The 14,463-nt window shown below is 36.8% G+C and carries 14 protein-coding genes; 3 read left to right on the plus strand and 11 right to left on the minus strand.

Annotated features, from left to right (window positions below; translation table 11 throughout):
* Window positions 1-15: 15 nt before the first annotated feature.
* From KO02_RS12205 to KO02_RS12240, 8 genes are all read right to left on the minus strand, one after another.
* The gene (locus tag KO02_RS12205; protein ID WP_158500287.1) at window positions 16-615 is read right to left on the minus strand and encodes an RNA polymerase sigma factor; all 600 of its coding nucleotides are present in this window, start codon (window positions 613-615) and stop codon (window positions 16-18) included.
* Between the two features lie 245 nt (window positions 616-860).
* Complete coding sequence (locus tag KO02_RS12210; RefSeq protein WP_038698674.1) at window positions 861-1,367, minus strand: 4'-phosphopantetheinyl transferase superfamily protein; 507 nt, start codon at window positions 1,365-1,367, stop codon at window positions 861-863.
* A complete protein-coding gene (locus tag KO02_RS12215) occupies window positions 1,364-1,618 on the minus strand; it encodes an acyl carrier protein (protein WP_038698677.1) in 255 nt (84 codons plus the stop codon). Before KO02_RS12215 ends, KO02_RS12210 begins: the two co-directional genes overlap by 4 nt.
* 4 nt (window positions 1,619-1,622) lie before the next feature.
* Window positions 1,623-2,894, minus strand: a complete 1,272-nt coding sequence (locus KO02_RS12220) for a beta-ketoacyl-[acyl-carrier-protein] synthase family protein (protein ID WP_038698679.1) — start codon at window positions 2,892-2,894, stop codon at window positions 1,623-1,625.
* A complete protein-coding gene (locus tag KO02_RS12225; RefSeq protein WP_038698681.1) occupies window positions 2,891-3,328 on the minus strand; it encodes a 3-hydroxyacyl-ACP dehydratase FabZ family protein in 438 nt (145 codons plus the stop codon). Before KO02_RS12225 ends, KO02_RS12220 begins: the two co-directional genes overlap by 4 nt.
* Before the next feature lie 19 nt (window positions 3,329-3,347).
* The gene (locus tag KO02_RS12230; RefSeq protein WP_038698682.1) at window positions 3,348-4,400 is read right to left on the minus strand and encodes a type III polyketide synthase; all 1,053 of its coding nucleotides are present in this window, start codon (window positions 4,398-4,400) and stop codon (window positions 3,348-3,350) included.
* Window positions 4,397-5,110, minus strand: coding sequence for a methyltransferase domain-containing protein (locus KO02_RS12235; RefSeq protein WP_038698684.1), 714 nt, complete (start codon window positions 5,108-5,110; stop codon window positions 4,397-4,399). The genes KO02_RS12230 and KO02_RS12235 overlap by 4 nt, the downstream gene beginning before the upstream one ends.
* Window positions 5,101-6,234, minus strand: a complete 1,134-nt coding sequence (locus tag KO02_RS12240) for an NAD(P)/FAD-dependent oxidoreductase (protein ID WP_038698686.1) — start codon at window positions 6,232-6,234, stop codon at window positions 5,101-5,103. Before KO02_RS12240 ends, KO02_RS12235 begins: the two co-directional genes overlap by 10 nt.
* A gap of 933 nt (window positions 6,235-7,167) precedes the next feature.
* Between KO02_RS12240 and KO02_RS12245 the strand changes: the two genes are divergently transcribed.
* Window positions 7,168-8,028, plus strand: coding sequence for a DUF3347 domain-containing protein (locus KO02_RS12245; RefSeq protein WP_038698688.1), 861 nt, complete (start codon window positions 7,168-7,170; stop codon window positions 8,026-8,028).
* Between the two features lie 388 nt (window positions 8,029-8,416).
* Here KO02_RS12245 and KO02_RS12250 read toward each other — a convergent pair whose 3' ends face one another.
* Both KO02_RS12250 and KO02_RS12255 read right to left on the minus strand, forming a co-directional pair.
* Entirely contained in the window at window positions 8,417-9,799 is a 1,383-nt protein-coding gene (locus KO02_RS12250) for a M20/M25/M40 family metallo-hydrolase (protein ID WP_038698690.1), read from the minus strand.
* Between the two features lie 185 nt (window positions 9,800-9,984).
* Complete coding sequence (locus KO02_RS12255) at window positions 9,985-10,326, minus strand: Rieske (2Fe-2S) protein (protein WP_051959903.1); 342 nt, start codon at window positions 10,324-10,326, stop codon at window positions 9,985-9,987.
* 70 nt (window positions 10,327-10,396) lie between these two features.
* On the opposite strand from KO02_RS12255, the gene ychF reads away from it, so the two are divergent.
* The gene (gene ychF / locus KO02_RS12260) at window positions 10,397-11,497 is read left to right on the plus strand and encodes a redox-regulated ATPase YchF (protein ID WP_038698692.1); all 1,101 of its coding nucleotides are present in this window, start codon (window positions 10,397-10,399) and stop codon (window positions 11,495-11,497) included.
* A 55-nt stretch (window positions 11,498-11,552) separates the two neighbouring features.
* Here ychF and KO02_RS12265 read toward each other — a convergent pair whose 3' ends face one another.
* The gene (locus KO02_RS12265) at window positions 11,553-13,211 is read right to left on the minus strand and encodes a GLPGLI family protein (RefSeq protein WP_038698694.1); all 1,659 of its coding nucleotides are present in this window, start codon (window positions 13,209-13,211) and stop codon (window positions 11,553-11,555) included.
* A 661-nt stretch (window positions 13,212-13,872) separates the two neighbouring features.
* Here KO02_RS12265 and KO02_RS12270 point away from each other — a divergent pair.
* Complete coding sequence (locus KO02_RS12270; RefSeq protein ID WP_038698696.1) at window positions 13,873-14,463, plus strand: riboflavin synthase; 591 nt, start codon at window positions 13,873-13,875, stop codon at window positions 14,461-14,463.

Below are 14,463 nucleotides of genomic sequence, written 5' to 3' on the forward strand. Positions count from 1 at the left end.
CTTCAAAATGAAAAATTATAAGATTTTAGAAAGAAATAAACAAACCAGTATGATATTGGTCTTATAAAAAGGTAATTCATGCCTCAATATGGTATTGGCTTTCGTTAAATGATTATTAACGGTTGACTTGCTTATGTTTAATAGATGGCTTATCTCTTCATAGCTTTTACCTTCCATCTTATATAGCCTGAATACCTTTTGGCATTGTGTAGGTAATTTGTCAATGGCATACATTAAGCTCTGCTCAGCTTGTTTATATAAAAGATCTTCTTCGATATGCATATAATTTTCAACATTGTTTGCAATAAAATCTTGACGATGTTTTTGATCTAAAGCAATGCGTCGAAAATGGTCACACACGAGATTCTGAGCTACTAAAAAAAGGAAAGATTTAAAGGAACGATCAGGATCTATGCGTTCTCTAATTGTCCAAACACGTGTGAAAAGTTCTTGTAGAATTTCTTCGGCAATCTCCTCAGTTTTCACCAATCGGATAATACGGCCCAATAACCGTAAACTATATAATTGATATATACACTGAAATGCCTTATAATTGCCGTTCTTTAAAAGCAGCAACAATTGTTTTTCATCTGTCTGATTTTTCAATTCTTCCACGTGCAAAGGAATATATCTCTTAAAAGTAATTGGTTATAACCAAATATAGGAATATTCTCGCAAATCAAACATAATAGATTTTGATATTATTCATTATTATTAATATCGAATTTCTATCATTAATATCACCATTTATAGCGTAATAACTTGTCGTTGAAATCACCTGTTTCGCAATACTTATTTATGGTACTTAAATGTAAAAGAATCAATTAGGTGTGTTCTATAAAAAAAACAATTCAGATAAATTACCACTCATGTGCTTTAATGGTTACCACTTTTTCAAAGCGACCATGATTACTAACTGAAACCGGCCTCCATTGGTCTTCTGTAATTTGGTAAGGAATACCATTCTCATATTTTAGCATACTTTTGCTGTCGATTTCAATGACATGCTCAAGTGCTTGAAAGTCAATCACGGCAATCGTATGTAGAAATTCTTTTGATAGGCTAGACTTTGTATGATAGATATTACCACAACAAACAACTTGCCCTGTGGCGCTATGGCTGTTTTGTGTCAGTAATGTACATACCAGTTTTCTAGGAATATATTCCCTAATTTTTGTTTGCCTATTCCATATTTTATAAGCTGCTTCTTTCATGCTCCATAATAACCATATAATCATCTCGGTATCCAGATTATTTGCTATTAGCAACTGTTCCTCTTCTGTGAATAATTTTTGTATAAATCCCTTACGCTGCCAGTTACTATCTAGCCGAGATTGACAGATATCTACAACATCATTACCGATCATTTTTCAGCAAGTTTGATTTCAATAATCTCAACGGCAGATCTTACATTAAGCATGCGCTCCATATCAGCATTGTCAATAATCACATCAAAACTTTCTTCAATATCCAATACGATATCTACAAGATTGGCCGAATTGACATTCAGGTCATGGATAAAGTCGGTATCTTCAGTAAGGTTCTCAAGAGCTTCATCATTTGTGGTATAAGGCTTTATAATATCTTTTAACTTCTCGATAAGGTGTTCTCTATTCATAAGATTAGTTTTTAAATTTTTTAAATATTATACAGGCATTTACATCGCCAAATCCAAAGCTTGCTTTGGCTATGATATCTAGATTTAAATTAAATGTTTTTAATGGTATTTTTGAAGGCGCTATAAGTGTTGTAATCTCTTGCTGCAAATCAATGCAATTTTTATTGCCAAATAGGAACCCTTCATGCAGCTGCAGGACAGAAGCCACACACTCTATACTTCCGGCTGCACTTAGACAGTGCCCCGTCATGCCTTTTAAGGAATTAATATAGGGGAATGACACTCCACGCCGTCCCAGTGCTTTAGTCCAGTTTTCGATTTCGAGACTATCTTTTACTGTTGCAGTAAGGTGGCCATTTATGGCATCAACATCATTCCCTGTGATACCTGCATTTTTAAGTGCCTCGATAATGCATCGTTGGACTGCAATACTGTTAGGGGCGGTCATGCTACCCGTACCGCGCTGCCCTCCCGAGTTGACATGACCACCTAATATCTCGGCATAAACGGTGGCGCCGCGCTGCAAGGCACTTTCCAAATCTTCAATGATCAATGCTCCTGCCCCACTACCGGGAACAAATCCTGAGGATGTTGCACTCATAGGGCGAGATCCTTGTTCTGGTCGGTCATTATAACTTGAGCAGCATACGCGGAGGGCATCAAAGCCAGCCCAGATGTAAGGACCACTGTCTCCAGTACTGCCCGCCAATATGCGTTTTGCTTGACCTAATCGAATTCGGTCATAAGCCATCATAATAGCTTCGGTACCTGTTGCACAGGCCGAGGAATTGGTCGTTACTTGATTCCCAAGTCCTAATTTTCCCCCGAGATATGCACTGATGCCACTGTTCATGGTTTGAGCAACTACCGTGCTACCCAATCTACGGGTCTGCAGAGCGTCTATTTTATAGATGCTTTCTCTAAATTTGTCAATGCCTGATGTGCCCGAGCCAAAAATGGCACCACTATCCCAATCGGGTTCTTCATTTTTTGTCATGGATAATCCCGCATCTTTCCACGCTTCGACCCCTGCAATAACGCCATACAGTATCCCTGTGCTGTCGAAACCCCGAAGTTCGAGATCGGTAAAATATTCCGACTTCAGCTCATCAGTAATTTGAGGCTTTCCTGCTATTTGGCAAGAGAACTGCAATTCTTGCAATTGTGGATCGTGTCTTATACCTGAAACGCCATTTTTAATAGCTTTGTTGAATGCTTTTACACCAACACCATTGGGAGCTACGACCCCCAATCCTGTTATGACAACTCTGTTCATAGCTTACTGGTTATTATGCCTGCTAAAATGCCTTTACACACCTCCTGCCCGGTTTCATTTTTCATAACGACATCGCACTTGAGTTTACCAAATCTGAAAAATATTTTTCGAGAAGTTACCGTTACTTTTTCTTTTGGATATACTGGTTTTAAAAACTGCATATCGGCAGAAGTAAAGACAATGACAGCCTCTTCTGTTGGCTCGTTTTGGAGTAGGAAAATTCCCAGACTGACCAGACCTATCTGTGCCATGGTCTCTGTTAAGATCACTCCCGGGGTAATCGGATTACCTTTAAAATGGCCTTTGTAAAATTCAAGATTTTCAGCAAAAGTATAGGTGCCTATGATACCATTTTCATCCACATGAAGGAGTTCGTCTACGAATAAAAAAGGTTTACTGTATGGCAATTGTGCTCTAATATCCTTTAATTCCATAGTTCGTTTTTTAGCATAATTACCATTGTAATAAAACGCGTTGAGCTGAAAATCCTGGGCCAAAACTCAGCATAAGACCTAATTCTCCTGGCTGGGGTTGACGATCCATAACACGTTCTAGGACATAAAGAACCGTAGCACTGGACATATTGCCATATTGCAACAATACCTCTTTCGTGTCGTCTATATTTTTCTCGAATTCGGAAAATAGTTTTTCTACGGTGAGGACTATTTTTTTACCTCCAGGATGGAAAATCATATGGTTTATATCTTGAATACCTAAGTTATTTTTTTGAAGAAATGGATGTATGATGGTTCCAAAATGCTCGGCAATGGTATCAGGAACACCAATATCAAGTATCATTTGCAGACCACCATTAGTAAGCTTAAACCCCATAATGTGTTCCGCATCATAAAAGTGATACATCTGCTCATCGAGTATCGCTGGTCCTTGATCGTCTTCATATGATGATAGCAGGCAGCAGGCAGCCCCGTCTCCAAAGATAGCGGCACTGACCATATTGGGCATCGAAAAGTCATCCAACTGAAATGTTGCAGTCGGAGCTTCTACAGCGATAACAGCAGCACGTTTACCAGGATTGGACTTAAGGAAATTTTTAGCATAAATGATTCCTGATATCCCTGCGACACAGCCCATTTCGGTAACAGGTAGCCTGACGATATCTTGCCTCAGATTCATCTTATTAATCAAGTAAGCATCTAATGATGGTATCATAATGCCTGTACAACTTACGGTGATGATATAATCAAGAGATTGTGGTTCCCAACCGGCCTTACTGAGTGCTTTTTCAAGCACCTGCTCGCCTAAAATAATAGCTTCCCTGCAGTAAATATTATTTTTCTCTTCAAATGAAGTAGCCGTAAAAACTTCAACTGGGTCTAGGATAGAATACCGCCTATTTACAGCAGCACCTTCAAATATCTTTTTTACTTTTTTTATAAAACGTATGTCTTGTCCATCCAGCCAAGTGTCCAACATGGGAATTACATCGGTTGTGCTGCATGAATATTTCGGTAGTTGCTTGGCAACTGTTACTATCTTTACATTCATATTTTAGCTATTATCCATTGGTAACGAAAGGCCCATTTCCACTGGATGGTATAAGATTTTAAATTTAATATATTGGAAAAACTTTCCAACTCGCTTTTCTTAAATCCCCTCAATATCGATATAAGTCCATCCTCTCTCAACATCCTATTTAAACCAAAAAGAAAACAGATGACCTCAAATAATCTATAAGCTACTTTACTGCGCTGCAGGTCGTTTATAACTATTCCCAGACTAGCGTTCTGATTAAAGATAGCGATTAAATCGAGTATTTTTTCATTTGTAAAATGATGTAGGGTAAGGGTACATAACACGATATCATATTTCATGGTTTTGAAGTCGTCTCCAAAAATATCGTCACAGATATAAGTTATGTTGGGATAATCTTTTGATAATGATTGCGCATATTGTATCGTACAGGAATTGGCATCTACACCGAACATTTTAAGATCGATGTTGTTTTTACAAGCGTAATCAGCCAACATACGGAGCATATCACCATTGCCACAACCAATGTCCACAATCGTTATCGGCTTAGTAATATCAACTCTTGCCAATAATTTCTTGACACCATTCAACGTAAGACTATTACCTCCAAGAAGCTGGTTGATACGTGCTATTTTATCCAATGCTTCGATTAAGTCTTCGCCCTCAAGCGAAAAATCATCCATGATTTCGGATTTATCTGTTCTGAATTTGGTATTTAGGCCCATTTATTTTCTTTTGGTTTACCGTGAGTTTGCTTGATTATCCAAGATAGTAGTGATGGAAATCTTGTCGCTAAATTAACGCAAAAGGCTGTACTGGTTTCATATTGGAGTGCTTTTGCTAAAAGTCTGCCAACAAACAATCTTTTTCCGAAATTTTGACTCCATTTCCGTGCATAGGCACTTTCTAGTACCTGTCGGGACGTTATTTTACCCGAATAGTAATCTAATATTAGCTCTGAGGCTATTTTAGCACCGTGCATGGCCATCGCCATGCCATTGCCACAAAGCGGATGAATAAGCCCAGCGGTATCACCTATCATGAGTATATGATCTTCAATGGTGGATTTTTTATCAAATGATACTTGACTTATCGTAATTTGCTTTTCAAAGAGAAGGGTGCTGTTTTCAAAAAAAGATTTGAGGTGTGCATTTTTATATAGGACATGCTGCTGATAATCTACGATATTCTTATATTTCTTAAAAGTATTCACATCAGCGAGGTAGCATACGTTTATCCTATCGTTTTCAACTTTGGAAATGCCACAATATCCACCATCAAAATTATGTAGCGCTACGACATCATTAGGAAAATTACCCGAATAATGAGCTTTTACAGCCAACCATGGCGCCGATTTACGAATAAAATCACGTGCAAGTATTTGATCGATATGCGCACGTTTTCCGTAGGCACCCAATACGATCTTTGTTATTAAAACTTGGTTTTGGCATGAGACCGTAAAGGTTTCTCCAGTAAAAGAGACTGCTGTGACAGTTTCCGTGATGATTGTACAGCCATTTAATATTGCTTTTTGGTATAGAAAATTATCGAATGAATAGCGACTGATACCAAAACCGCCTAGTGGTAATCGTGCTTTCACATGCTTACCTCTTGCTGTCGTAAACTCAAGGTCGGTAATCTTTGTTGGCTGTAATTCTAAAACATCTACACCAAGCCACTGTAGGTAGGGTAAGATTTCATTAGAAACATATTCGCCACACACTTTATGTCGGGGATACGCATTTTTTTCCACTAAAGTAACCTTCAATCCTTCCTTGGATAAATGTAGTGCTGCTGTTAAACCAGCAAGTCCACCTCCAATAATAACCACATCAGGATTTCTTTCCATATACAGCAATTTAGATATAAAAAAATGAAGTTTCACACATTTGATAAGACTACAATATTATTTTATTAATATTATTTTTTACATAAAAGTGGTGCCACTCTACTAAGAAACTTATGTATTTAAGAACAAAAAATTCTGATATTAGTTTGCATTTAGCTTGATAACCCATCGCATAGGTAGCCTTGTTATACGCTCAAAGTCATTTAAAATTTCATTTAACACCATGCATTGATTTACTATTCTTGTAACGCTATAGATTCTTAAAAGATATATTATTAGGCAAAGTGCTCCATATAATCGCTGCAGAACCTATATACAATATGAATATCAAATCTGCATCATAAAAACCTTCATTTTTCTATCTTGAAATGCACCATGTTATTTAAGATTAGAAGTGTCATATGAATGAAAAATTACCATATAAAGTTTAAATAGTACAATTAATTTATAAATTTGTGTTGTTGAAGAATTTGAGTATATATAATGTTTTTGTCTTAATATTCTGCATGGGTTTCTTACTGATACCAAGCAGTGGTTATACATGTACAATAGATTTTAAAAAGACAACCCATTCTTCAAATCCGCGACATAAGAATATAAAAGACAACGATTGTTGCCCAACAGATTCTAATGAGAAAAAACATCACGATAATTGTAACGATCATAAATGTGATCATTTATGTAGGTGTCTATCATCTGTTTGTTCATTAAGCTTAACAACCCCTGTGGACATCAATCATAAGGAATATTTTTTTGCTACTGAACATAAATTTGTATTCAAACAGAATTATTATTCTTCAGAATTTTCTCCCATCTGGTTGCCTCCCAAAATAGGTTAAATAGTGGCACTCATGCCCAAAGTATGTCCTTTCAAAAGCATTAAAATTGCTTTTGAAAATCCTATTTATATTATTTTAAATTAAAAAAATCATCATGAAATCAATATCAAAAATATGTTTAGCAATTACGCTATTGCTATCTGCTGCAAATACCTATGCGCAATCGGAAAATTTAAAAATGGAAACTGTAAAAATCAATGGAGCTTGTGATATGTGCAAATCAACCATAGAAAAAGCAGGAAATATCAGTAATGTCGCAAAAGTAGAATGGAATACAGATACAAAACAAGCGGTCCTAAAATATGATACTGTAAAAACATCACGTGGTGAAATCTTAAAGCGTATTGCATCGGTAGGTTATGACAATCAAGACTTTTTGGCTCCAGAAGATCTATACAACCAGCTTCCGGAATGTTGTCAATACACCAGAGAACCAACCTTGGATACCAACATATCTGACAATAATCTGGATAGCAATAAACAAGTGCACAAGCATGTTGGGAAGACTGATGCTAATCAAATCAAAACACAATTGCAAACTGTAATAAATGGTTATTTTGCTATTAAAGATGCTTTGGTAAAAACTGATGGAAAGTCTGCAGCTGTACAGGCTACTGAACTGATGGCAGTCATCAAAGCGATAGATATGGATAAGCTCGCAACCAATGAACATTCCACTTGGATGAAAGTACGCCAGAACTTAACCGAAAGTGTAGAAAGTATTTCCAAAACGAAATCTATATCAAGGCAGCGAGATAGCTTCTTAGATCTATCTAAATATACCTACGAATTGGCAATGGTAGCTGACCTAAGTAGTCCAGTATTTTATCAGCATTGCCCGATGTACAATTCGGGAAAAGGTGGACATTGGTTGAGTAAAGAGCTTAACATCAAGAACCCATACTTTGGCTCTAGTATGCTTACTTGTGGTAAGACAATAGAAACTTTAGACTAATATTTGTCTCGGTTCAAAATAATATAAATTTTTCTGAACTTTTTTAAACGACAGGTGTTCTTATAATAGAAAACGATAACAAATACTTTCCTAAGAAAGTTAAACAATAAATGACGTAGTACGGTAAAATATCCAAATGTCTTTAAAAACAATGGATAAGAAACAAAAAAGAGGAAACGATAAGAAACAAAAAAAATTACTGTACAGTTGAACGCCAAGATAAAGGGTCTAATGAAAATTAGGCCCTTTTGATTTACATAAACATCTGTAAAAAATTCTGATATAATACAATATCGGCACTAAAGTTTGCCTTTACATCCTGCAAACAGCGTTAATTTCGTGAATAATAAACCTGCACTAATTAAATGTCCAAAATTATGATTCACCACTAAAACTGATCAATCTGTTGATCAACCAGATACAATAAAGAAGCTATTGCGGCGACTCCTGATTGTAACTCCCGCTTATCTACGGTTTCAAAAACATCCTTTGCCGTATGATGCAAGTCAAAATAGCGATGTGGGTCTGGTCTGAAATTGAACATTACGGTATTGGGAAAATGCTGGCCCCATACACCCGAATCTACACCAGGGCTACCCTGCAAGAAACGCGATACCCAAAACTTCTGTTCAAATAATGGCTTCCAATGTTGTTGGATCCAAGTAACACGTTCGGCTGATGCTTTGATATCAAATCCTCGTGGTGCAAAACCACCCGCATCACTTTCAATACCAGCGATAATTTGTTCTTTATTGTCCTTAGCCACTTGCCCATATGCAGAGGCTCCGTGAACACCATTCTCTTCATTCATATAGAATACCAATCGAATCGTATGCTTAGGTTGGTAACCTAAAGCCATCAAGGTGCGTATAGCATCCAGTGTACCCATCGTTCCGGTACCATTATCATGCGCACCCTCTCCGACATCCCATGAATCAATATGCCCCCCGATAGTTATAATTTTGTCGGGAAATTTGCTACCCTTCCATTCTGCAATAACATTATGCGTATGTACAATCCCTTTCCATGCTGCATGTTGTTCTAAATAAACCTGAGCATGGGGATTATCCTTTAAAGTTTCGCCTAATTTAATAGCAGAGGCTGCGGATATCGCCATCGCTGGAATGCTATCAATGCCTTTTACATACGCTGTACCACCTGTATGTGGATAATCATCTGTTGATGACGAAGATAATGAGCGAAATAGATAAGCTACAGCACCGAGCTTTGCCGCTTCGGATGGTCCTCGGCTACGTTGGCTAGAATTTAACCCATAGGCCACACCAGTCTCTACAATAGATTCATCCCATGGCTTATTAACAAAGACAATCTTACCCCTTACCTGCTCGCCGTACTTCTTTAGATCACTCAATAGTTCGACTTCAATCACTTCTGCAACTAATCCATTCACCGGAGTGGAAACGGAACCTCCAAGCGCCAATATCTGTAAAGGCTCTTTTGTATCGACGATATATGCCTTCTCTTTAGGGCCCCTATCCCAATAAGGGAGATTTACATCTTGTAGATAAACCCGGTCAAAATCCATCCTTTCCATCAAACTTTTAGACCAGCCCACAGCTTTGTCGGCATTAGCAGATCCTGCTATACGATGACCAATTTCTTTCGTCAGATAACGCAAATTATCATAAGCTTGCCCATGATAGAATGATTCATAATAGATTCTATCCATCATGATGGAATCTTGCTGACCAAAAACCGCAGTTTTAGAGGTGAAAATTGAAAGTAGAGCAAATAGAACGGTTCTTTTCATTTTTTTCTTAGTTGTTGACAAAACTATCCTTATTCATAGGATATGGGTACGCCATTAATAGTTAGATTGAGAGGGCTAAACTTAAGCATATTTTTCAGCATATAACAATCAATCTCACGAAAAATAAGTAGAAATATACACACCTCTAACTTGTTTTCGCACCTATTCTTTCATGGATTTGTACCTCATTGAAACCATTTACCAAAAAAAGAGTTGGATTTTTCAATACCAACATAAAGATCATCATTTTCTACCTTTGTGGGATATATCGTAATAAAATCTCCTTGACCTGGGCAACCTTTACCCGTATTCAAATTGAATCGATGTCGGTGATAAGAACAGACAAGCTCCTCGCCTTCGCACCATCCTGTTACAAATGAAGCGCCAGCATGGGGGCATTTCCTTGAAAATGCTTTCCAGCCTTGTTCATATTGTACTATACAAACACGTATTCGGCCCGCCTCGACCTCATAAATCTGATTTCGTTCATAAAAACTCGTCTTATCTACCTTATACCATTGCAACATAATTAAAGATACATAGAAAGTTTCGACTTATTTTTTATCTTTGCGTAAATTCAAAAATCTAGCATATTTTATGGCTTTACAATGCGGTATCGTTGGATTACCTAACGTAGGTAAATCAACACTATTTAACTGTTTGTCTAACGCTAAAGCACAAGCGGCAAACTTTCCATTTTGTACTATTGAACCAAATGTTGGGGTAATCACTGTTCCTGATGCCCGTCTTAATAAATTAGCAGAATTGGTTAACCCTCAAAAAATTGTTCCAAATACAATTGAGATTGTTGATATTGCTGGTTTAGTAAAGGGAGCTTCAAAAGGTGAAGGTCTTGGTAATCAATTTTTAGGAAATATTCGTACAACAAACGCTATTATTCACGTTTTACGTTGTTTTGATGATGGTAATGTTATTCACGTTGATGGATCTGTTGATCCAATCCGTGATAAAGAAATCATTGACACGGAGTTACAATTAAAAGATTTGGATACCGTTGTAAAACGTATTCAAAAAGTAGAAAAAATGGCTAAAACGGGGGGAGACAAGGATGCTAAACGCACCTATGAAATCCTATCTGTTGTCAAAGACCATTTAGAAGCAGGTCAATCTGCTCGTACTGCCGCAATCACAGAGGATGATTTTGAATTTATTCAAGATTTAGCTTTGTTGACTGCTAAGCCTGTACTATATGTATGTAATGTCGATGAAGCTTCTGTTAATACGGGAAATGCTTATGTAGACCAAGTAAAAGAAGCTGTTAAAAATGAAAATGCGCAGGTATTGATTATTTCTGCTCAAATCGAATCAGAAATAGCACAGTTAGAAAGTTTTGAAGAGCGTCAAATGTTCTTGGATGACTTAGGTTTGAAAGAGTCTGGTGTATCTAAATTAATCGTTGCTGCTTATTCACTTTTAGACTTAGCGACTTACTTTACAGCTGGCGTACAAGAAGTGCGCGCTTGGACGATCGAAAAAGGATTCACTGCTCCTCAAGCAGCTGGTGTGATTCACACTGACTTTGAAAAAGGATTTATCCGTGCAGAGGTTATCAAGTATAATGATTTCGTAGAATTAGGTTCTGAAGCCGCTTGTAAAGAAGCTGGTAAATTATCTGTAGAAGGAAAGACATATATTGTTGAAGATGGAGATATTATGCATTTTAGATTCAACGTATAATTGATAAACATGAAGCAAAAGGGGCTGAAAATATATATTTTCAGCCCCTTCTGTTTTAATCATATAGCAATACCCCAGCTACATTCCAGCTACTGAAACTTGTACCCTCGCTTGCTCCTTGAGGAATCTGTACACGAATGGTATGTTTTCCTGCTTTTAATGTTCCTATATCGATAAATATCGGATAAGTGACGGTTCCGGGACACCAATTTGAACGACTGAGGTCCGATGAGGATAATCCATTGGAGAAGTTGCCAGAAGCTGGATTACTCAAACGGTAAGATCCACAATCATTACGCCAAGGTGTATAACTGAACAAAGGTGCTCCATTCAAATAAAGGCTATTGGTCTTCGGGACGAACTCATCTCCATTTCCCCAACCTCCGTGACCTGTTGTTGTATAGCGCAATTGTACATTTGCTGCATCTTCCTTTAATTCAAAAGTAACCGATAAGCCTTGTTCGTTATCGAACATGGTGCCATACTCCTGACCACCCATTTCCATCACATTTGTGCTATTGAAAATAGGTAATAGTTTTTTGAAAGATTGCTTTTTATCAAATCCAGGATGAACCGTTATTTCAAGACTCACTTCATGCCCATTTTTATCATAATTACCAATAAACGCGCCGATATAGACTTCTTGGTCGCTCAAAGCGCCTGCAAGTTCACTGATGTCCTGTCTATACATCACGGAGTCTTGCCAAGTTTTACCTTTCAATTTCAGATAGTTGAACTGGCTAACACCAAATGGTGTAAAAAAACGCATCAATTCTAGAATTGGAGTATAATTTGAGGTACGAATGACACCTTGATATTTCTTACCATTTCCATTATCATATAGTGGTAGCGTATCCATACCCTTTTGCATGCCATCTAAGAAAGAAAGATCTTGATCCTGAGGAATAATGAAGACAGATCCGGTGCGGTCATAGGCATCTCCTTTTGACTGTTCTGTCAACTGCACGAAAACCGTCTGCCCTGCTCCAATTTTTGGAAATTTCACCTTTTTGACAATTACAGTACCATTTGCAAAGCGTAGAATACTGTCAGATTTACTATCATCAGAAAAACTGATTTTCTCTTTATCGAATACCGGAACTTGTACAAACCTACTTTTCCACAGAACATCCTTATAAGTAAGATCATCTACATACTGTAATGAGGCAGGTAATGCCAGTGTTTTTGGCAAAGATTTCAAGTGTTCTATTTTACTTGCAGTAATCTTCGAATTTCCATTACGGATCACTTCAAGCACAAAGCCGAGGTCTTGACCCAAATCGGTAGGTCCGCCTTTTACGTTGAGCTCTGTCGTATACCAAATCTCGATACTGTTCGAATTTACAGTTGTTTTTGCTTTAAAACACGTATACCCTAATATTTTTTTTGTTTCCTTGGTAAGTTCCAATTGCTGCTTATTAATTGCATTGGAGTCAATCGTCGCTATCTGCTGCTTCGCATTGATCTGTGTCAATTTAAAATAGGCATTCGAAGGTCTTTTGATAACAAAAATCTCATATGGAGTCTTCGCTTCGCCGTTTAATATGTTACGACTTGTAATAGTTGTTTGGTCAGCATCCGCATAAACCAAAGTGGGATCTTGGCTTTCAATAATTTTATCATTATTGGATCTTTGATATTCAACCAAAATGCCTTTTTGGGCAAATAATGACTGCGATAAAATAAGCGAAAGAAAGAGAGATAATAAACGCATAGTATGGAATAAATGATTAATCTCCAAAAATAAAAAAAGGATTGATAATATGCCTAAAAATAAGAAAAGCCTGAGAGAATCGAGCGATTTCTCAGGCTTTAAAGTACCTCGTGAATGAGGTAATCAACCTAAACCTATCCAAAGGTAAAATATATTTATTATTCTTGCAAACCCAATAAAGGAATCGTGAAAAAATTATTGAGAAATAGAGATGAGAAACTGCGTTTATTTATTGTTTTATAATAAAAAAAGGTTTTCAAACGGGGAGAATGAAAACCTTTTAAACCAATTATAAACCTAAATTATGATACCACAAAGATAGTGTATTAATTACACTATTGCAAATTATTTTAAAAAATCTTCTTTATTAAAAAGTTGAGAGGAAAATCAAAAGAGTGAAGTCCTAAAGACTTGGGGGATAAATTTTATCGTTATAAAACAAAAAAGGTTTTCAAACGGGGAGAATGAAAACCTTTATAACCAATTATAAACCTAAATTATGATGCCGCAAAGATAGTGTATACACAACACCAATGCAACTTTTCTACTCCTTTATTTTAAACTAATTGAAAAATATAGCTAAATATTTACAATTTAGAATGATTCTAACTGTTTTTATATCTCTATTTTATCTTTATCTTTGGATAAAATTAAAAATAGCATGTTTACAGGAATCATTGAAACCTTAGGAAAGGTTAAAAACATCACCAAAGAAGATTCAAATATTCATTTATTTATTGAGAGTAATCTCGCTAATGAATTAAAAATAGATCAAAGTGTCGCTCATAATGGCATCTGCTTAACAGTTGTCGGTATAGAAAATCAGGTACATCAAGTAACCGCGATTGATGAAACGCTACAAAAAACAAATCTTAATGACTTAAAAATTGGGGATGTCGTGAATATTGAACGTTGTACACAGGCGAATGGTCGTTTCGACGGACATATCGTACAAGGACATGTTGATCAGGTGGCGACCTGCATAAGTAAGCAAGATCTGGATGGCAGCTTCCTATTTACTTTTCAATACGATCCTGCCCTTCAAAACATCACTGTGGAGAAAGGCTCTATAACGGTCAATGGCATCAGTCTAACGGTTGTGAATTCAAAAATAGACGAATTTTCTGTTGCAATCATCCCCTATACCATAGAACATACTAATCTTAAACATGTAGAAGTAGGTACTAAAATAAACTTGGAGTTTGATATCATTGGAAAGTATGTTTCAAAAATTATGGCTTTGAGAGGGTAA

Source organism: Sphingobacterium sp. ML3W (assembly GCF_000747525.1).
Taxonomy (GTDB): domain Bacteria; phylum Bacteroidota; class Bacteroidia; order Sphingobacteriales; family Sphingobacteriaceae; genus Sphingobacterium.